Source organism: Thermocatellispora tengchongensis, assembly GCF_014202315.1.
GTDB lineage: Bacteria > Actinomycetota > Actinomycetes > Streptosporangiales > Streptosporangiaceae > Thermocatellispora > Thermocatellispora tengchongensis.
In genome coordinates, this window is the sequence record NZ_JACHGN010000009.1 from 354879 (window position 1) to 373511 (window position 18633).

Annotated in this window: 18 protein-coding genes; 6 read left to right on the forward strand and 12 right to left on the reverse strand. The window is 72.9% G+C overall.

Annotation, left to right across the window (positions count from 1 at the left end; genetic code table 11):
- Positions 1-47 precede the first annotated feature (47 nt).
- Positions 48-1058 (reverse strand): sigma-70 family RNA polymerase sigma factor, encoded by a 1011-nt coding sequence (locus tag HNP84_RS22815; protein ID WP_312925504.1) that lies wholly within the window; start codon positions 1056-1058, stop codon positions 48-50.
- Positions 1059-1172: 114 nt separating this feature from the next.
- Between HNP84_RS22815 and HNP84_RS22820 the strand changes: the two genes are divergently transcribed.
- The gene (locus HNP84_RS22820) at positions 1173-1763 is read left to right on the forward strand and encodes a DUF4142 domain-containing protein (protein WP_185051809.1); all 591 of its coding nucleotides are present in this window, start codon (positions 1173-1175) and stop codon (positions 1761-1763) included.
- A gap of 1067 nt (positions 1764-2830) precedes the next feature.
- Here the strand turns inward: HNP84_RS22820 and HNP84_RS22825 are convergent.
- The 3 genes from HNP84_RS22825 to HNP84_RS22835 form a co-directional block, all read right to left on the reverse strand.
- Positions 2831-3217: an ATP-binding protein gene (locus tag HNP84_RS22825; protein WP_185051810.1), complete on the reverse strand. Its 387-nt coding sequence runs from the start codon at positions 3215-3217 to the stop codon at positions 2831-2833.
- A gap of 134 nt (positions 3218-3351) precedes the next feature.
- Positions 3352-4641 (reverse strand): ArsB/NhaD family transporter, encoded by a 1290-nt coding sequence (locus HNP84_RS22830; protein WP_185051811.1) that lies wholly within the window; start codon positions 4639-4641, stop codon positions 3352-3354.
- A gap of 136 nt (positions 4642-4777) precedes the next feature.
- Complete coding sequence (locus HNP84_RS22835) at positions 4778-6136, reverse strand: TrkH family potassium uptake protein (protein WP_425585879.1); 1359 nt, start codon at positions 6134-6136, stop codon at positions 4778-4780.
- A 151-nt stretch (positions 6137-6287) separates the two neighbouring features.
- Here HNP84_RS22835 and HNP84_RS22840 point away from each other — a divergent pair, with 151 nt between their 5' ends.
- A complete protein-coding gene (locus tag HNP84_RS22840; RefSeq protein WP_185051812.1) occupies positions 6288-7031 on the forward strand; it encodes a TetR/AcrR family transcriptional regulator in 744 nt (247 codons plus the stop codon).
- Here the strand turns inward: HNP84_RS22840 and HNP84_RS22845 are convergent.
- The 7 genes from HNP84_RS22845 to HNP84_RS22875 all read right to left on the reverse strand — a co-directional run bounded on the left by HNP84_RS22845 (position 6968) and on the right by HNP84_RS22875 (position 14548).
- A complete protein-coding gene (locus HNP84_RS22845; protein ID WP_312925505.1) occupies positions 6968-7753 on the reverse strand; it encodes a neutral zinc metallopeptidase in 786 nt (261 codons plus the stop codon). The genes HNP84_RS22840 and HNP84_RS22845 overlap by 64 nt on opposite strands.
- Before the next feature lie 225 nt (positions 7754-7978).
- Positions 7979-8803 carry a beta-keto acid cleavage family enzyme gene (locus tag HNP84_RS22850; RefSeq protein WP_185051814.1) on the reverse strand — a complete coding sequence of 275 codons (825 nt, stop codon included), beginning with the start codon at positions 8801-8803 and terminating at the stop codon, positions 7979-7981.
- A 12-nt stretch (positions 8804-8815) separates the two neighbouring features.
- The gene (locus tag HNP84_RS22855) at positions 8816-9589 is read right to left on the reverse strand and encodes a cyclase family protein (RefSeq protein WP_185051815.1); all 774 of its coding nucleotides are present in this window, start codon (positions 9587-9589) and stop codon (positions 8816-8818) included.
- 37 nt (positions 9590-9626) lie between these two features.
- Positions 9627-10925: an MFS transporter gene (locus HNP84_RS22860; protein ID WP_185051816.1), complete on the reverse strand. Its 1299-nt coding sequence runs from the start codon at positions 10923-10925 to the stop codon at positions 9627-9629.
- Between the two features lie 32 nt (positions 10926-10957).
- A complete protein-coding gene (locus tag HNP84_RS22865) occupies positions 10958-12448 on the reverse strand; it encodes an aldehyde dehydrogenase family protein (RefSeq protein WP_185051817.1) in 1491 nt (496 codons plus the stop codon).
- 17 nt (positions 12449-12465) lie between these two features.
- Complete coding sequence (locus tag HNP84_RS22870) at positions 12466-13500, reverse strand: amidohydrolase family protein (protein WP_185051818.1); 1035 nt, start codon at positions 13498-13500, stop codon at positions 12466-12468.
- Positions 13501-13618: 118 nt separating this feature from the next.
- Positions 13619-14548, reverse strand: coding sequence for a LysR family transcriptional regulator (locus HNP84_RS22875; protein WP_185051819.1), 930 nt, complete (start codon positions 14546-14548; stop codon positions 13619-13621).
- Positions 14549-14678: 130 nt separating this feature from the next.
- Between HNP84_RS22875 and HNP84_RS22880 the strand changes: the two genes are divergently transcribed.
- From HNP84_RS22880 to HNP84_RS22895, 4 genes are read left to right on the forward strand one after another with little or no spacing between them, the layout of a single operon-like run.
- Positions 14679-15779 carry an ABC transporter substrate-binding protein gene (locus HNP84_RS22880; RefSeq protein ID WP_185051820.1) on the forward strand — a complete coding sequence of 367 codons (1101 nt, stop codon included), beginning with the start codon at positions 14679-14681 and terminating at the stop codon, positions 15777-15779.
- 49 nt (positions 15780-15828) lie between these two features.
- Positions 15829-16677, forward strand: coding sequence for an ABC transporter ATP-binding protein (locus HNP84_RS22885; RefSeq protein ID WP_185051821.1), 849 nt, complete (start codon positions 15829-15831; stop codon positions 16675-16677).
- Positions 16674-17507: an ABC transporter permease gene (locus HNP84_RS56140; protein WP_221336565.1), complete on the forward strand. Its 834-nt coding sequence runs from the start codon at positions 16674-16676 to the stop codon at positions 17505-17507. Before HNP84_RS22885 ends, HNP84_RS56140 begins: the two co-directional genes overlap by 4 nt.
- Before the next feature lie 46 nt (positions 17508-17553).
- A complete protein-coding gene (locus HNP84_RS22895) occupies positions 17554-18231 on the forward strand; it encodes a VOC family protein (protein ID WP_185051822.1) in 678 nt (225 codons plus the stop codon).
- Positions 18232-18269: 38 nt separating this feature from the next.
- Here the strand turns inward: HNP84_RS22895 and HNP84_RS22900 are convergent, their stop codons facing one another.
- Positions 18270-18572, reverse strand: a complete 303-nt coding sequence (locus HNP84_RS22900; protein WP_185051823.1) for a 4a-hydroxytetrahydrobiopterin dehydratase — start codon at positions 18570-18572, stop codon at positions 18270-18272.
- Between the last annotated feature and the right edge of the window lie 61 nt (positions 18573-18633).

Here is an 18633-nt window from a genome sequence, read left to right on the forward strand (position 1 = left end):
CGGGTCCCTTCGGGACTACAACCCGGGCCGGAGCCGGAAATCATCGCTCAGCCGGCGGGGAGTTCCAGGGGCAGGCCGAACGCCGCGAAGTCGGCGTCCAGGAAGGAGACCACCTCGGCGACGCGGGCGCCGCGCAGGGCGAGCAGGTCCAGGCCCGCCGGCAGGTACGCCGAGCGCTCCTCGTCCCACAGGTACGTGCCGAACGCGAGCTGCCCGTTCGCCCGCGCGGGCAGGAATCGCCAGCGGCGCGGCGCCACCTCGGCCAGGAAGCCCCGGATGCCGTCGTGCCCCCGGTACCAGGTGGTCAGCGGCGGCATCGAGTACTTCGCGTCGTGGGTCAGCATGGCCACGATCGCCTCGACGTCACCGGCCTCCCACGCGGCGGCGTAGCGGCGGGCCAGCTCCCGTTGCCCGGCCTCGCCCAGCTCGTCGAGCGTACGGCGCTGGGTGGTCCCGGGGAGCAGCCCGGCCAGGGTGCGCCGGGCCCGCTGCAGGGCGCTGCTGACCGCCGCGGCCGTGGTGTCCAGCAGCGCGGCGGCCTCGCGGGCGGGGTAGCCGAGGACGTCGCACAGCAGCACGGCGGCGCGCTGCGTGCCCGGCAGGTGCTGGAGCGCGGCGACGAACGCGAGCTCCACGCTCTCGCGCGCCACCGCGCGGGCCTCGGGACCCGGTTCGACGGTCCCGCTCAGCAGCCGGTCGGGGTAGGGCTCCAGCCAGGCCCGCTCGGCCAGGGGCGCCTCCTCCGCGCCCAGGCCGGCCGGCAGCTCGCGCCGCCCCCGCCGCTCGATCAGCGTCAGGGCCCGGTTCGTCGCGATCTTGTAGAGCCAGGGGCGGATCGAGCCGCGGTCCTCGTAGCGGGCCAGCCCGCGCCAGGCCCGGTCGAGCGTCTCCTGCACGGCGTCCTCGGCGTCGTGCAGCGAGCCCAGCATCCGGTAGCAGTGGGCGCGCAGCTCGTCGCGCAGCGGCCCCACCAGCCGGGCGAACGCGTCGGGGTCGCCGCCGCGCGCCGCGTCCAGCAGTTCCGCCGCGCCGGTCACCTCGTCCCGCGTGCCCCCCACCGGGCCAGCCTATGACCCCAGCCGCTTTACATATGGACATTTTGTGCATAAGTCGGCATGGGTGGCACCCCCTCGGGCACCTCGTTCGCAACATGAGCCATCGGGGGAGGATTCATGATCAAAGGGATCGTCACCATCGTGTCCGCGCTCGCCGTCGCCCTGTTCGCACCGGCCGCGGCTACAGCGGCCACCCCGACACCCGGGCTGAGCGACCAGGACCGTACCTTCCTGGTCCAGGCCCACCAGGCCAACCTGTTCGAGATCGCCGCCGGCGAGGCGGCCCAGCAGAAGGGGACGTCCCAGGCGATCCGCGACCTGGGCGGCAAGCTCATCACCGACCACCGCAAACTCGACGAGAACGTCCGCAACGTGGCGGAACAGCTCAACGTGGACCTGCCGGACGAGCCTTCCGAAGCCCAGAGCGAGGAACTCGACCGCATCGAGGGCCTGAGCGGCGCCGAGTTCGACCGTGCCTGGGTCACCGCGCAGATCGCCGGCCACCGCCAGACCCTCGCCGACGGCGCCAAGCAGTTGGAGCAGGGCCAGTCCGAGCAGGTCAAGCAGCTCGCCACCGACGCCAAGCCGGTCATCGAGGAACACCTGCAGATGCTCCAGGAGCTGGAGCAGGAGGCCACCGGCACCCCCACCACCACCCCCACCGAGACCACCCCGCCCGCCGACACGCCGGACGAGACCCCGACCTGATCCACCCCGCCCCGGCGGCCGTCGCCCACCACCACTCCCGGCGACGGCCGCCCACGGGGCGCAGCCCGCGGGTGGCCGTGCGTTCGGGCTCGGGCGGTCGTCGTGCCGGGTGTGGTGTCGTTCGCGGCCTACCGCCGGTCCCGGTGACGGCCGCGCTCGGGCCGCAGTCGCGGGAGGGGGTCGTGCGTTCGGGCTTGGGTGGGTCGCCGTGCCGGAGGTGGAGTCATATGCGGCCTACCGCTCGCCCGCGAACTGCGCCCCGACACACCCGGCACGACGACCGCCGTAGGCCGCGAATGACACCCAAGCCCGAGTGCGGCCGGCTGGTCCCGGTGATGGCCGCGCTTCGAACGCGGCCATCACTCAAGCCCGAGTGCGGCCGTCGCCCGCGAACGCCGGTCCCGGCGATGGCCCCGCTTGGGGCGCAGTTCGCGGGGGGTGGTCGTGCGTTCGGGCTTGGGCGGTCGTCGTGCCGGATGTGGTGTCGTTCACGGCCTACCGCCGGTCCCGGTGACGGCCGGTCACCGGCACACACGGGGCGCAGCTCGCGGGGGCGGCCGTGCGTTCGGGGTTGGGTGGGTCCTCGTGCCGGGTGCGGAGCCAATCGCGTGGCGACCGGGCTCGGGCCGGCGTGGTGGCCGTGCTCGGCGGCGGGCGCCTCATGTGGCCCGCGTGCTGTGATCGTGTGCGGGCGCCGGGCTCGCGCCCGGCATTCCGGACGGTCGCGGGCGGGGCCGCGTGGTGGCCGCGCCCGCTCCGGGTGTTCTCGCGGTGGCCTGCGCTCGCTGCCGGGCCTGCTCGTGGTGGCCTGCGTTCGCTGCCGGGCCTTCTCGTGGTGGCTTGCGTTCGCTGCCGGGCCTTCTCGCCGCGGCCCGCGCTCGTTGCCGGGTGTTCTCGCGGTGGCCTGTGGGCCCGGGGGTGGCCGGCGCGCCGGCTTGTACGGATCGGGGCGCCCGCCGCGTGCTCCCGGAGCGGGGGACGGGGTGGAGCGTGCTCGGGGGGCGAATGTCTGGACTATTCGGGCGTCACCGGACAGATGTCATAATCCATGATCCCTGTATCAGCGGTTAACCGTCGTATCGCATGTGCAGGCGGAGGCGGGAGTTTCCGTGGGGATTGTCCACCTCGGTCTCGTCGCAGAGCTGGCGGATCACCCACAGGCCGAGGCCGCGGGTGGTCCAGTCGGTGGGGCGGCCGTTCAGGTGGGCGGGTTTGAGGGCGCCGGCGTAATCGACGATCTCCACGGTTATTCCGGTCGCGTCGGTGCGGCAGGCGACGGCGCCTTTTCCGCCGCCGTGCTCAAGGACGTTGGTGATCGCCTCGTTCGTGGCCAGGACCAGGGCCTCGACCCGTTCCAGGGGCATTCCGCGCTGGAGCGCGTAGCCGGCCACCCGCGCCCGCATTTCGGCGAGATCGTAAGTGATCGGCCATTCCGGGTGGGGGGCGAGGTCCATGTCAGCTTCTCGGGTGGCGGTATCGGAAGGGAAACAGTGTCGTTGGACGCGCCATTGCCGCTCCCGATTCCGCCGTTCCGCTCAGCCTTTCCGGCACATTCATTACTCTAATCCGTGACAGGCCCTCGCGGGCGTTACATGAGATAGCGCAGCCACAAGTACGGCGCGACCAGGGTCACCGTGACGACGGTGACGATCAGGCCGTACTTCGTGAACTCCCAGAAGCTGATGGGGGTGCGGTTGCGTGCGGCGATGCCGAGCACCACCACGTTGGCCGCCGCGCCCACCGCCGTGGCGTTGCCGCCCAGGTCGGCGCCGAACGCCAGGGACCACCACAGGACCTGCGTGGGGCCGTCGCCCCCGGCCTGGACCAGTTCGGCCACGATCGGGCTCATGGTGGCGACGTAGGGGATGTTGTCCACGATGGCCGACAGCGCGGCCGAGCCGCCGAGCAGGCCCATCGTGGTGAGCTCCAGGCGCCCGGCCGTCGCCTCGACCGCCGTCTGCGACAGCAGGCCGATGACGCCGGTCTCCACCAGGGCGCCGACCATGACGAACAGGCCGGCGAAGAACACCAGCGTGGGCCATTCCACCTCGGCCAGGGCCTGCTCGGTGGTGACCCGGGTGGCCGCGACCAGGATGCCCGCGCCCAGCAGCGCCACGACCGAGGGCTCGTAGTGCAGCACGGGGTGCAGGACGAACGCCGCCAGCACCAGGGCGAGCACGGCCAGACTCTGCCACAGCAGCCGCCGGTCGGCGATGGCCTCCCGCTCGTCCAGTTCCATGACGGCCGCCGCGCGCTCGGGGTCGTACCGGAAGCGCCGTCCGAACAGCAGCCAGCACAGGCCGATGAAGACCGCCATGAGCACCACCACCATCGGCGCCATGTGCACCAGGAAGTCGTTGAAGCTCAGGCCGCCGCGGCTGGCGATGATGATGTTGGGCGGGTCGCCGACCAGGGTGGCGGCGCCGCCGATGTTGGAGGACATCGCCTCGGCGATCAGGAAGGGGGTGGCGGGCAGGGCCAGGCGCTCGCAGACCAGGAGCGTCACCGGGGCGATGAGCAGCACGGTGGTGACGTTGTCCAGCATGGCCGAGGCGACGGCGGTGAGCAGCACGAGCAGGACCATGAGCCGGAACGGCCGTCCCCTGGCGCGCTTGGCGGCCCAGATCGCCAGGTATTCGAAGATGCCGGTCTCCCGCAGCACCCCGACGATGATCATCATGCCGAGGAGCAGGAAGATGACGTTCCAGTCGATTCCGGCGTGCTCGGAGAAGAACGCGGCCTCGGCGTCGGTGGCGTGGATCAGCAGCATGATCCCGGCCGCGCCGAGGGCGGCGGCGACCCGGTTCATCTTCTCGGTGGCGATCAGCGTGTACGCGGCGAGGAAGACCGCCACGCTCACCCAGGCGAGTACGGTCATGCGGCAGAACCGGCAAGCAGCTCAAATGCGGGCACGAATGCATCCTTCATGCAATAGGGGATGGACACGTGCCGACCAGACTTCCCGGCTCACCTGCCCTCAAGGTATCAAGAACCTCGCCGATCACAAGCAGGGGTCAGCCGATGACCACGCGCTCGACGGGGAGTTCGTAGCGGCGCGTACGCTCCCGCAGCGCCAGCGCCGAGCCCAGGGTGAGCGGGCCGATCCGGCCGACGAACATCAGCAGGACCAGCAGGACCTGCCCGGCGGCCGGGATGTCGGCGGTGATCCCGGTGGACAGGCCGACCGTGGCGAAGGCCGAGACCACCTCGAACAGCACCTTGTTCAGCTCGTGCGGGGTGAGCACCATCAGGACGTACGTGGAGCCGACGACCAGCGCCGCGCTGATCGTGATCAAGGTCATGGTCTGGCGCTGCGCCGACTCGGCCAGGCGGCGGTGCCCCACGTTCACCCGGCTCTCCGCGCGCAGCTCGGCCCAGACGATGTAGCCGACCAGGCCCAGCGTGGTCACCTTGATGCCGCCCGCGGTGCCGGCGGTGCCGCCGCCGATGAACATCAGCACGTCGGTGGCCAGCAGGCTGGAGGGGTGGAGCTGGGCCAGGTCGAGGCTGTTGAACCCCGCGGTGCGCGGCATGACCGCGGTGAAGAACGCGGCCAGCGCCTTGCCGCGTCCGTCCAGCGGCCCCAGGGTCCCCGGGTTGTGCCACTCGGTGAACAGGAAGACCAGGGTGCCGCCGAGGAGGAGGACCACCGTGAGCATGACCGTGATCCGGGTCACGATGGTCCACCGGCCCGGACGCCGCCAGGAGCGCAGCAGCTCGAACACCACCGGGAAGCCGAGCCCGCCCAGGATCACCGCGACCGCGATGGGCAGGCAGATCCACGGGTCGGTGACGAACCCCATGAGGTTGTCCGGCCACAGCGCGAAGCCGGCGTTGTTGAAGGCCGAGATCGCGTGGAAGACGCCGAGGTAGAGCGCGCGTCCGGGCGGCTCGCCGTATCCGGTGAGGAACCGGGCGGTGAGCACCGCGGCCACGGCAGCCTCGCAGACCAGGCTGAACACCACCACCCGGCCCAGCACCCGGCGTACGTCCTGCATGCTCATGCTCTTGGTCTCGGTCTGGGCGAGCAGCCGCGCGCGCAGCCCGAGCCTGCCGGAGATCAGCAGCGTGAGCAGGGTGGCCATGGTCATGATGCCCAGGCCGCCGATCTGGATGAGCAGGGCGATGACGACCTCGCCGAAGGCCGACCAGTGCCCGGGGGTGTCCACGACGATCAGCCCGGTCACGCACACGGCGGACGTGGCGGTGAACAGCGCGGTCAGCCAGCCGGCCGGCTCGCCGGTGGTCGTGGCGACGGGGAGCGAGAGCAGCAGGCTCCCGGCCAGGACCGCCAGGCCGAAGCCGAGCGCGACCATCTGCGTGGGGTGCTGGACACGGTCGAGGAGCGCCCGCGCGAGATTGTCCCGCCTCACGATCCGCCCCCCGATGTCCCGCGCCTGATGGCGAATCACGGTAACAGGGACCTTGCCCGGATCTGTATGGGTGTCGCCGCTATTGCCGGGCCGGGCGGCGCGCCCCTAGGGTGACCGCGCCGCGCGTTGGGTCATCCGGTCGGGTGGTGTGGTGGGGCAGGACAAGGCGGGGCGGATTCTCGACGCGGCGGAGGCGCTGCTGATCGCGTACGGGTACCGCAAGGTCACCGTGGACGACGTGGCGCGGCGGTCGGGCGTCGGCAAGGGCACGGTGTACCTGTACTGGGGCAGCAAGCGGGAGCTGTTCGCGGCGGTGCTCGCCCGGGAGGCCGCCGGGCAGCTCGCCGCGAGGCTGGCCGCGCTGCTGGCCGACCCGGGGGAGGTGCGGCTGCACCGGGCGATGCGGCTGACGTACCTGGAGGGCATGCGCCGCCCCCTGTCGCGGGCCTTCCTCACCGCCGACCGCGACGCCCTGGGCGAGCTGCTGGCCGAGGGCACGACCGGGCCGCGCCTGGCCGCGGAGAAGTCCGATCGCACCGCGCGCTACCTGGACCTGCTGCGCGAGCACGGCCTGCTGACCGGCGACCCCTTGGCGCAGTACCGGCTGAGCGCGGTGATGACCGGGTTCTGCCTGCTCGACGGGCTGCCGGGCTTCCGCGTGGACGGCCTGGCGCTGGAGGAGAAGGCCGAGGCGCTGGCCGTCACGGTACGCCGGGCGTTCGAGCCGGACGGGGAGCCGGAGCCCGCCGCGCTGCGGGCCGCCGCGGAAGAGGCGGCACTGCTGTACCGGGAGTGGCTGGCGGAGCTGACCGCGCCGCTTCCCGGGGGCGGTCAGGACACCTCGGCGCGCGGGGCCGGCCAGGTGTCGCAGGCGGCGGGCGACACGCTCCGGTAGCCGCGCTCGAACCAGCGCACCCGGTTGGCGGGCGAGCCGTGGGTGCGGTGCTCGCCGTCGTCGCCGCTGGCGCGGATCGCCTCCGACAGCGCCTCCCAGTCGGCGGCGGAGCGCGCGAGCGAGCGGCGTACGCTGCCCAGGAACACGCCCGCCAGGCAGTCGGCCTGGAGCTCGTAGCGCCGGCCGGGCTCGGCCGGGTCGCGCCCGTTGCGGGCGGCTCGGGCGCGCGCCTCGGCGCGCTCGCGGATGCCGGTGAGGCTCTGCAGGTGGTGGCCGTACTCGTGCGCGGCCACCTTGAGCGGGTACAGGTCGGTGCGGCCCTCGATCCAGGCGCCGGTGAGCGGGAAGACCAGCGTGGCCCGGTTGGTGCAGTAGAAGGCCGCCGCGCCGGACGGCCACCGTACGCCGCACACCCGCCGCTCCGGCTCCTCGTAGAAGCGGACGGCGGGCTTGCGGAAGGTCAGCCCGGCACGGGCGAAATGGGCGGACCAGGACCGGTTCAGGCACGCCACCGCCGCGGTCAGGTACTCCCGGGAGCGCGGGACGCCGCCGTCGATCAGCGGCGGCTCCGGGCACGACGTGACCGCCAGCCTGCCGGTGCCCCGGAACGGGTCCGCGGCGGCGGCAGCGGTGCCGGAGGGGAGGGCGGTGACGCCCAGGGTGAGCGCGGCCAGCGCCACCGGCAGCGCGGAGCGTGCGGCGGGAAGCGGGAGGAGACGCACGATCACGGAGCATAGCCCGCCCCGCCGCACTCACGTCACGCGCCCGGCCGGGCCGCACTCACGTCACCCGCCCGCCCCGCCGCACTCATCGCGCGCGCCCGCCGCGCCGTACTCGCGAGGCGCGCCCGCCGCGCCGTACTCGCGAGGCGCGCCCGCCGCGCCGTACTCGCGAGGCGCGCCCGCCGCGCCGTACTCACGTCACCGGCCCGGCCCGCCGCGCTCGCGTCAGGCGCCCGGCTCCGCGATGCCGAGCAACCGCTCGGTCTCGGCGACGGTGGCCACCGGCAGGTCCAGGTCGCGGGCCAGGCGGACGGCCCGCTCCACCAGCGGCAGGTTCCCCGGGCTCAGCTCGCCCTTGCGCAGGTACAGGGCGTCCTCCAGGCCCGCGCGGGCGTTGCCGCCCAGGGCCAGGCCCATCGCGGTGAGCCGCAGGTTGGCCCGCCCGATCGCGATCACCTGCCACACCGCGCCCTCGGGCAGCCGCCCGACCATGGTGAGCAGGTTCTCCGGCGTGGCCGCCATGCCGCCCGCGACGCCGAGCACGATGGAGAACTGCATCGGCTCGTCGCCGAGCAGGCCCTCATCGCGCAGCCGCAGGCAGGCGTCGAGGTGCCCGGTGTCGTAGATCTCCAGCTCGGGTTTGACGCCCAGCTCGCGCATCCGGGCCGCGAGCCGGCGCACCTCGGCGGGCGGGTTGCGGAACTCGCCCGCGCCGAAGCTCATGCTGCACGGGTTGAGCGTGGCCATCCGGGGCCGCAGCTCGACCAGCGCCGCGCGCTCCTCGAACGGCACCTCCAGCCCGACCCCGGTGGAGAGCTGGATCAGGATCGGGCACCGCTCGGCGATGAGGTCCATCGTGCGCCGTGCGATGCCGAGGTCGGCGGTCGGCCGGTCCTGGGCGTCGCGCAGGTGGATGTGCGCGACCGAGGCCCCGGCCGCGTACGCCTCGGCCACCGCCGCGGCGATCTCCTCCGGCTGGGTGGGCAGGCTGGGGTTGTCGGTCTTGGTGGCGATCGGCCCGGTGGGGGCCACGGTGATGACCACGCTCATGCGTACGCTCCGTCAGTCCTCGAAGATGGCCACGGCCCGGGTCCAGCCCGCCGACGCGGCGTGCACCTTGACCGGGAAGCAGGCGATCCGGAACCCGTCGGCGGGCAGCGCCTCCAGGTTGTGCAGCTTCTCCAGATGGCAGTAGCCGATGTCGCGCCCGGCGCGGTGGCCCTCCCAGATGACCGAGGGGTCGCGGTCGCGGGCGTAGCGGCGGGCGGTGTGCGCGAAGGGGGCGTCCCAGCTCCAGGCGTCGGTGCCGGTCAGCCGTACGCCGCGCTCCAGCAGGTACAGCGTCGCCTCGCGGCCCATCCCGCAGCCGGTGGTCACGTAGTCGTCGTGGCCGTAGCGGGCCCCGGCGGCGGTGTTGACCACCACGATCTCCAGGGGCCGCAGCTCGTGCCCGATCCGCTTCAGCTCGGCCTCGACGTCGGCGGCGGTGGCGACGTACCCGTCGGGCAGGTGCCGGAAGTCCAGCTTCACCGCCGGCTGCAGGCACCACTCCAGCGGCACCTCGTCGATCGTGATCGCCCGCGCGCCGCCGTCCATCGTCGCCGAGTAGTGGTACGGCGCGTCGAGGTGGGTGCCGTTGTGGGTGTTGATCCGCACCCGCTCGATCGCCCAGCCCTCGCGGTCGGGCAGGTCGTCCACGGTGGCGCCGGGGAAGAACGCGATCACCTCCTCGGCGGTGTCGGCGTGGGCGTAGTAGTCGATCTCCGGCCGGTAGCCGGGCGGGTCGGAGGCGATCCCGGCGCGCAGCGGCACCGAGATGTCCACGAGTCGGGGCATGTAAGGTCCTCTCCTGGGTCAGCGGGCCTCTCCTGGGTCAGCGGGCCGGGCCGGTGCGGCGGGTCTCCCGGGTTGTGAGCAGCACGAGCAGGCCGAGCGCGGCGCACGCCACGCCCCACAGGCCCGGCGCCGGCGTCCAGCCGCTCCAGGCGACCAGCCGACTGCAGATGTACGGCCCGAAGCCGGCCGCCACGATCGTGCCCAGGTTGAACCCGATGGAGGTCGCGGTGTAGCGGATGCGGCCCGGGAACAGCTCGGCGAAGGTGGTGTAGACGGCCGCGGAGACGAACGGCTCGACCGCGGCGAACACCAGCAGCACCGGCGCGATGATCCACAGCTCCCGGGTCGCGTCCACGACCAGGAACAGCGGCAGCGACAGCAGCGCGAACGCGGTGAAGCCGGCCGCGATGATCGGCCGCCTGCCGCGGCGGTCGCCGACGTGGCCCATCACCGGGAACAGCGCGGCGGTGATCAGCAGGAGCACGCCGAGCAGGCCGTACACGTGCACCGGGTCCATGCCCTCCACCTGCACCAGGTGGATGCCCAGGTAGAGCTTGGCCAGGAAGCCGGGGCCGAGCGTGGCCACGGTGAGGGCGGCGACGCGCAGGATGTCGGGCAGATGGCCGCGCACCGCGTCGCGCACCGGGGTGCGGGTCAGCTCGGCGCGGGCGGCGATGGCGGCGAACTCCGGCGAGTCCTCCAGCCGCAGCCGCAGGAACAGGCACGCGATCGTCAGCGGCACGCACAGCAGGAACGGCAGCCGCCAGCCGAAGGCGGTCATCTGCTCGCCGGTCAGGGCCGCGCTGGTGCCCGCGACGACCAGCGAGGCCACGGCGAAGCCGAGCCCGATGCCCAGCGCGGGCAGCGAGCCGTACAGGCCGCGCCGGTTCGCCGGGGCCATCTCGACGATGTAGGTCTGCGCCCCGGTGAACTCCCCACCCGCCGACAGGCCCTGGAGCAGCCGCAGGGCCAGCAGCAGCGCGGGCGCGAGCAGGCCCGCCTGCTCGTAGGTGGGCAGCACGCCGATCAGCATGGACGCGCCGCCCATCAGGAAGATCGTCGCCATCAGCACCGGCCGGCGGCCGATCCGGTCGCCGAGGGCGCCGAACAGCACGCCGCCGAGCGGGCGGGCGAGGTAGCCGCCGCCGAAGACGGCCAGCGCCGACAGCGTGGAGGCGGCCGGATCGTCCGCGGGGAAGAACAGCGGTGCGAACACCACGGCCAGGAAGCCGTAGATGGTGAACTCGTAGAACTCGACGGCGCTGCCGACGAGGCTGGCGACGGCGCTGCGGCGCAGCGCGAGCGGCCGTGCGACCGTGGTGGAGACGGCGGTCATGGGCGGTCCCTCCTGATGAGGAAACGGGGCTGCTACGGCTCGCAGACCGCGACCGATGGAGCCCAGCGGGGGATGGGGCCGGTGCCGGAGGGCAGGCGCAGGCTCTTGCTGTACCCGAACTCGTGCAGGGTCTCCAGAGCGTGCTCGCGGCCGTAGCCGCTGTGCCCGACTCCGCCGAAGGGAGTGCCGGTGAAGGCCCGGTTGTAGTGGTTGACGAAGACCATGCCGGCCCTGATGGCCCGGCTGACGCGCATCGCGCGCTCGGAGTCGGCGGTGAACACCCCGGCGACCAGCCCGAAGTCGGTGTCGTTGGCGATCCGGACCGCCTCCGCCTCGTCCTGGAACGGGATCAGGCACACCACCGGCCCGAAGATCTCCTCGCGGGCGATGCGCATGTCAGGGGTCACGCCGGTGAACAGGGTCGGCCGTACGTAGTGGCCGCCGGCCAGCCGGGGGTCGCCCGGCAGCTCGGCCTGCGCGGCGATCGTGGCGCCCTCGGCGACGCCGATCTCCAGGTACTCCTCGACCCGGCGGCGCTGCTGGGCGGTCACGAGCGGGCCGACGTGGGTGCCGGGGTCGGCGCCGTCGCCCACCTTGAGCCGGGCGACGGCCGCGGACATCCGCCGGGCCACCTCGTCGTACCGGCTCGCCTGGACCAGGACGCGGGACGCGGCGGTGCACGCCTCGCCCTGGTTGAAGAACCCGCCCTCGATCGCCCACGGGATCGCCGAGCCGAGGTCGGCGTCGTCGAAGACGATGAACGGGTTCTTGCCGCCCAGCTCCATCAGCGTGGGCGTGAGGTTGTCCGCGGCCGTCTTCAGCACCGCCGTGCCCGTGGCGGGCGCGCCGGTGAAGGAGATCTTGCCGACGAGCGGGTGCCCGGCCAGCGCCGCGCCGACCGCGCCGCGGCCGGTGACCACGTGCACCACGTCGTCGGGCAGGATCGACTGCGCGATCTCCACCACCCGCAGCACCGACAGCGGCGCCTGCTCCGGCGGCTTGATCACCACGGCGTTGCCCGCGGCCAGCGCGGGCGCGAGCTTGCCCGCGGTGTGCAGCGGCGGCCAGTTGAACGGCACGATCGCGGCCACCACGCCGTACGGCTCCAGGGTGGTCACGTCCAGCGTCGTGCCGGCGTCGCGCACCGCGCCGGGCAGCGCCTCGCACAGCCCGGCGAACAGCTCGAAGATGGCGACGCACGCCTCCAGGTCGAACTCCCGCGACTGGCTGAACGGCTTGCCGTTGTCGCTGGTCTCCAGGCGGGCGATCTCGTCGGCGTGCTCGCGCACGGCCCGCGCGATCTCGCGCAGCCACCGGCCGCGCTCGCGCGGGGTGCGCGCCTTCCAGCCGAAGTGCGCGGCGTACGCGGCGCGCACGGCGGAGTCCACCTGCGCGGGCCCGGAGCCCTGGATGGTGACGATCGCGGTCCCGGTGGCCGGGTTCTCCACGGTGAAGCGGTCGGCCTCGTCCTGAGAGGACCAGCGCAGGTGGCGTACGTCGGTGAGCTGAGTCTCGGTGGTCATGTCGTCCCCCTCTATGGTCAGGTGCGGGGCGCGAGAACGCCTGGGAACAGGCCGAGCCGCGCGGCGTTGCCCCCGATGACCGCGGCCGCGTCCGCCGGCCCGAGGGCGGCGAGCGCGCGGGCCACCGGGTCGGTGACGCCCATGTCGAACGGGTAGTCGCTGCCCAGCACCACCCGCTCGGCGCCCACGGTCTCGACCAGCCTGCGCAGCGCCTGCGGCGTGTGCACCAGCGAGTCGAACCAGAGGCGGCGCACGTACGCGCTGGGGGGCTCGGCGCAGCTTCGCGCGTCGGGCCGGTGCTGCCAGGCGTGGTCGGCGCGGCCCAGGAACGCGGGCAGGTAGCCGCCGCCGTGCGCGGCGATCAGTCGCAGCTCCGGGAACCGGTCCAGGACCCCGCCGAAGATGAGGTGCGAGAGCGCCACGGCGTGCTCGACGGGCTGGCCGACGGTGTTGGCCAGGTACCAGCGGTCCAGCCGGGCGTCCAGGGTGCAGCCCCACGGGTGCAGCAGCAGCACCGCGCCCAGCTCCACGGCCCGCTGCCACAGCGGGTCGAGCCGCCGGTCCGACAGCTCCACCGGCACGCCGTCGGGGCCGGCGGCGTGCGAGGAGATCTCGACGCCCTTCAGGCCGTGGCGCAGCACGGCGTCCTCCAGGGCGGTGACCGCCAGGTCGGGGTGGCGCAGCGGGACCACGCCGAGCCCGGCCAGCCGGTCGGGCCGCAGCGCGCAGTGCGCGGCGACGCCCGCGTTGGTCGCCGCGGCGATCTCGGCGGCGAGCCCGCGGTCGGCCCAGCCGTGGTACTGCGTCGGCACGACCGACACGAGCTGGGCGGTCACGCCGGCGGAGTCCATGGCGGCCAGGCGGGCGTCCACGTCGGTGAGCAGCGCCCGCCGCAGGATCGCCTGCTCGGCGTTGACCGCGGCCGACTCCGCGCCCGCCCGGCGCGCCTCCAGTTCCAGGCCGGCCGCGTAGCCCGGGTGCCGGGCCGCGAGGTCCTCGACCGCGTCGAGCCAGACGTGCGCGTGCGCATCCAGCGCGGGCGGTCGGTCCATCGGGCGGCCTCCATGGGGTGTGAGCGGTGCGTTACCGGGATGTCATCGATTCTTCGCCCGGCCACCATCCCAAGGGAAGCCAATCCTTCCGATGGCCCGAATAGAGAGAATCTATGCGCTAGAGGGTCAGCTCGGACATGCAGCGGCGCAGCCAGGTGTGCCCGGGGTCGTCGTCGTGCAGCGGGTGCCACCAGAACGCCTCGACGAGCGGCACCGCCTCGAACGGGCACTCCATGATCCGGAACTCCGGGCCGCTCGCGACCAGCGCGGCGACGCGCTCCTGCAACAGCGCGATGGCCTCGCCGTGGCGGACGAGCTGGGGCAGGGCCAGGAACGACTCCGCGACCGCGCACACTCTCGGGCTGACGCCCAGCAGCTCCATCTGCCGCCACGCGGGCGCGCGGCCGAGCGGGTCGTGGAACGTCGCCACCCAGGGCAGCTCGTGCAGGTCGGCCATGGTCAGCCGCTCGCCGACCCGGGAGTTGCCGGCCGCCACCACGCACACCCAGCGGTCGGTGTACAGGTCGATGTTCCGCGGCAGGTCCAGGTAGCCGTGCGGCATGAACACGCCGTCCACGGTGTGGTAGAACTCCTCCTTCCTGCTGATCGACTCCGGCGTGACCGGGATGAACCTGATCCGCGCGCCCGGCGCCTCGCGGGCCACCCGGGCGACCAGCGGGCCGCCGACGACGCTGATGCCGTGGTCGGAGGAGACGACGGTGAACTCGCGCCGCGTCTGGGCCGGGTCGAACTCCGCCTCGGCGCCGAACACCCGCTCCACGGCCGCGACCGCGACGGTGGTCAGCGGGCGCAACTGCTCGGCGAAGCGCGTCAGGGCGTAGTGGTTGCCGGAGCGGGTGAGCAGTTCGTCGCCGAAGTGCCGGCGCAGCCGGGCCAGCGAGCTGGACAGGGTGGGCTGGCTGCGGCCCAGCCGCGCCGCCGCCCCGGTCACGCTGCGCTCGGTGAGCAGCGCGTGCAGGGCGTGCAACTGCGGCAGGTCCAGCCCGGACAGCCGCAGCTCGGCCGCGCGGTCCCGCTGCTCGTCCATCGCCACTCCCTGCCACGTCGCGGTTATAGATTCCCTCAATGTTCACCATAGGCAGGATTGACTTCCTTTGTCACCGGTTGCCTGCGAAGAATCGGCCCCATAGCCAGGCACCACGAGAAGGACAGCCGCCATGAACAGACGATCCCTGCGATTCCGCGCGCTCGCCGCCGTCATCGGCATGCTCGCCGGCGCGACGCTGGCCGGGTGCGGCTCCGGCTCGGGCTCGGGCTCGGAGGATCTGAAGCAGGTCACCATCGCCTTCGGCAACCCCGCCTTCAGCCTCACCGTCGTCGAGGCGTACCTGCCGCTCGCCCGGGAGTGGTGGCGCGAGGAGGGCTACGACGTCACGGTGGTGCCCAACCAGGGCTCCCAGGCCGCCACCCAGGTGCTCATCGGCGGGCGCGCCCAGTTCGTGATCGGCAACACCGCCCCCGGCCTGGCCGCCGCGGCGCGCGGCGACGCGGACATCCAGCTCGTCGCGGCCACCGCCAACAACCAGTGGAGCCTGGTGGCGCCCGAGGGCGGCGGGATCACCCGGCCCGAGCAGCTACGGGGCAAGAAGATCGGCGTCGCGGTCGCCGGCAGCGGCGGCGCGGTCTACCTGGACCAGCTCCTCCGCGATGCCGGGCTGGACCCGGAGAAGGACGTCGAGCAGGTGGTCGTGGGCTTCGGCGCGGCGGCGTACGAGGCGCTGAGCAGCGGCAGGGTGCAGGCGTTCTTCAGCTTCGCCGCCGACATCGACAACCAGATCGCCCAGGGCGCCCGCTACACCTTCATGTACGACGAGCAGTGGCGCAGGTTCCCCGACTACGGGCTGCTGACTACCAAGCAGGTCGTGGACGTGTACCCGGAGATGGTCGAGGCCATCGCCCGCGGCGTGGCCAAGTCGATGGCGTTCCTGGAGGCGTCACCCGAGTGCGCCGCCAAGGTCTTCCGCGCGGGCTACGCCGGGTCGGGCGGCGGCGGCCTCACCCCCGAGCAGGAGGTCACGGCGATGAAGCTGTCGCTGGAGGACCGGGTGCAGACGCTGAAGTCCACCGGCGGCGACGACTGGGGCGCCGTACGCCTCGACGGCCTGGCCGCGATGCAGGAGTTCCTGAAGGCGCAGGGGCAGCTCGACACCCCGGCCCCGGTGAGCCGGCTGCTGCCCGAGATCGACGGTCTCGCCGCCAAGGCCAACGACTTCGACCGCGACGCGCTGCGGGCCGAGGCCCGCGCCTGCGCCGCGTGACCGGGAGGACACCGTGACTCCGGAGGACATCGTGACTGGGGAGGACGCTGTGACCTGGGAGGACGCCGTGACCCACCCCCTGATCGAGATCGAGCGGGTCTCCAAGACCTTCACCACCAGACAGGGCGCCCTGGTGACCGCGCTCGACGACATCAGCCTGCGCATCGGCCGCTCCGAGTTCGTCGTCATCGTCGGGCCCAGCGGCTGCGGCAAGAGCACCCTGCTGCGGCTGATCTCCGGCGTGCTGCCCGCCTCGTCCGGCGCGGTCCGGGTGGACGGCACGCCGGTCACCGGCCCGCGCGGCGACATCGGCATGGTGTTCCAGCGGCCCGCGCTGCTGCCCTGGAGGACCGTGCTCAGCAACGCCATGCTCGCCGCGGACGTGACCCCCATGAGCCGGACCGAGGCCCGGCGGCGGGCCGAGCGCTTCCTGGACCTGGTCGGGCTCGCCGAGTTCGCCGGCGCCTACCCCGGCGAGCTGTCCGGCGGCATGCAGCAGCGCGTCGGCATCGCGCGGGCGCTGGTGCACGACCCGAAGGTGCTGCTGATGGACGAGCCCTTCGGCGCCCTGGACGCGCTGACGCGCGACCACATGAGCCTGGAGCTGCAGCGCATCTGGATGGAGGACGAGAAGACCGTGCTGTTCATCACCCACAGCATCCAGGAGGCGGTCTTCCTCGCCGACCGGGTGCTGGTCATGCAGGCCAGGCCCGGCCGGATCGTGGAGGAGATCGCCGTGGACCTGCCCCGCCCGCGCACGCTGCGCATGCTCAACTCCGACGCCTTCGGTGAGCACGTCGCCGCCCTGCGCAGGCACTTCGAGAACGAGGAGGCCATGAGCGAGCCGGCCGGCGGCCACGGCGCCGTGCTCCCGGTTCCGGCGAAGGAGGCGCCGTGAGCACCAGGCAGCTCGACAGGCCCGGACCGGCGGCGACGCGGGCCGTGCCGCCGGTCCCGCAATCGCGGCGCCGGTTCCGGCCCGATCGCTGGCACGTCGCCGGCGTGGCCGTCTTCGCCGCGATCATCGCCGCCTGGCAACTGCTGTTCCCGCTGCTGGGCGTGAACGAGGCGCTGGTGCCGCTGCCGTTCGACGTGGCCGAGGCGCTGTGGACCGGGCTGGCCTCCGGCGACTACCTGCCCGACATCTGGGAGACGCTGAAGGAGGTCCTGCTCGGCTTCCTGCTCGGCGGCGTCGTCGGGATCGGCCTGGGCGCCGTCGTGGGCGAGTTCCGCGTGGTGGACCGCATCCTGTCCCCGTACGTCGTGGCGCTCCAGGCCGTGCCCAAGGTGGCCGTCGCGCCGCTGTTCGCCGTGGTGCTGGGCTACGGCCTCACCTCCAAGCTGGTGCTCGTCGCCCTGATCACCTTCTTCCCGGTGTTCGTGAACACCGTCTCCGGGCTGAAGGGCTCGCCGGAGGACCAGCTTGAGCTGATGCGGGTCTACGGGGCGGGCAGGTGGAAGACGTTCCGGCACGTCAAGGCGCGCAACGCGCTGGTGTTCGTGTTCGCCGGGCTGAACATCGGCGTCACCCTGAGCGTGATCGGCGCGGTCGTCGCGGAGTTCGTCGGCGCCCAGCACGGCCTCGGGGCGGCCATCCTGCGGGACGGCTACCGGCTGGACTCCGCGCGGGTGTTCGCCTCCATCGTGCTGCTGTCGCTGCTGACCGGGCTGCTCAGCTCCCTCGTCCAGTTCATCGGCCGCAAGACGGTGTTCTGGGTCTCCCACTAGAGACCGTGTTCTGGGTCTCCCACTAGAAACTCTGGAAGTCAATCGCATGTTGCACATCGACCACATCTCCCTGGGCGCGCAGAACGTCTACGAGGGCGCGTACCGGCTGTGCCAGGAGACCGGCTTCGGCCAGTACGAGGGCGGCTGGTTCCCGCACGCCGGGATCGCCAACCGCATCGTCCCGCTCGGCCGGGACCAGTACATCGAGGTGGAGGGGGTCGTGCACCCGCACGTCATCGCCTCCAACCCGATCGCCAAGTGGTTCTACGACGAGTGCGCGGCCGGCGACGTGTTCCTCGGCTGGTGCCTGCGCGTGGACACCCGGGAGGAGCTGGAGGAGATCTCCCGGCGGCTGGACACCGAGATCGTCGACTTCGGGCTGCGGGTGCGCAAGGACGGCAGGATCACCGCGCCCGCGCGGGTGCCGGAGAGCGTGTGGTGCTGGCAGCGGGGCATCCCGAACGTGTTCCACTTCGAGGACATGGACGAGCACGCGGCCCGCCAGCCGTGCGACCCGCCGGGCGCGGTGACCCCGCAGGGGATCACCTGGCTGGAGGTCGGCGGCACGGAGCGGGACCTGCGCGACTACCTGGGCGAGGAGATCCTCGCGCTCCCGCTCCGGTTCAACGGCGACCGCCCCGGCCTGTACGCCATGGGCGTGGCCACCCCGGACGGCGAGATCGAGATCCGCCGCACCGCCGTCTCGCGCTTCGCCGGCGACTGACCCCGCCGGGCCGGTGCGGCACGCACCGGCCCGCACGGTCAGCCCCGGTCGCGGGCCCCGCCGCTGACCACCTGGTCGATGTGCGCGGCCAGCTCGACGTCCTTGGGCGTCACCCCGCCCGCCTCGCCGGTGCTGACCCGGAAGCGGATGCCGTAGTCGGTGCGCTCCACCTCGGGCCGGTGCCCGATCAGGTCGCCCTCGTTCAGCACCGCCTCGCGCATCCAGCGGTAGCTGTCGGGGGTGATCGGGATGTCGCGGAGCAGGGCGTCTCCCTCGCGGTACCAGCCCTCCAGGGCCACCAGGGCGGTGTCGATCTCCTCGTCGGTCAGGCGCTCGGTCATGATTCCTCCTGGGCTCTCGCTGACCGCCTACCACTCCAGCGGGCCGTCACACGTGCGATCC

Bases quoted from the DNA above. Each gene is read 5' to 3' on its own strand.
- HNP84_RS22880 (WP_185051820.1), top strand. From the start codon at position 14,679: ATGAACAGACGATCCCTGCGATTCCGCGCGCTCGCCGCCGTCATCGGC.
- HNP84_RS22855 (WP_185051815.1), bottom strand. From the start codon at position 9,589: ATGCCCCGACTCGTGGACATCTCGGTGCCGCTGCGCGCCGGGATCGCC.
- HNP84_RS22860 (WP_185051816.1), bottom strand. From the start codon at position 10,925: ATGACCGCCGTCTCCACCACGGTCGCACGGCCGCTCGCGCTGCGCCGC.
- HNP84_RS22900 (WP_185051823.1), bottom strand. From the start codon at position 18,572: ATGACCGAGCGCCTGACCGACGAGGAGATCGACACCGCCCTGGTGGCC.
- HNP84_RS22875 (WP_185051819.1), bottom strand. From the start codon at position 14,548: ATGGACGAGCAGCGGGACCGCGCGGCCGAGCTGCGGCTGTCCGGGCTG.
- HNP84_RS22830 (WP_185051811.1), bottom strand. From the start codon at position 4,641: ATGACCGTACTCGCCTGGGTGAGCGTGGCGGTCTTCCTCGCCGCGTAC.
- HNP84_RS22850 (WP_185051814.1), bottom strand. From the start codon at position 8,803: ATGAGCGTGGTCATCACCGTGGCCCCCACCGGGCCGATCGCCACCAAG.
- HNP84_RS22895 (WP_185051822.1), top strand. From the start codon at position 17,554: ATGTTGCACATCGACCACATCTCCCTGGGCGCGCAGAACGTCTACGAG.
- HNP84_RS22870 (WP_185051818.1), bottom strand. From the start codon at position 13,500: ATGGACCGACCGCCCGCGCTGGATGCGCACGCGCACGTCTGGCTCGAC.
- HNP84_RS22865 (WP_185051817.1), bottom strand. From the start codon at position 12,448: ATGACCACCGAGACTCAGCTCACCGACGTACGCCACCTGCGCTGGTCC.
- HNP84_RS22820 (WP_185051809.1), top strand. From the start codon at position 1,173: ATGATCAAAGGGATCGTCACCATCGTGTCCGCGCTCGCCGTCGCCCTG.
- HNP84_RS22825 (WP_185051810.1), bottom strand. From the start codon at position 3,217: ATGGACCTCGCCCCCCACCCGGAATGGCCGATCACTTACGATCTCGCC.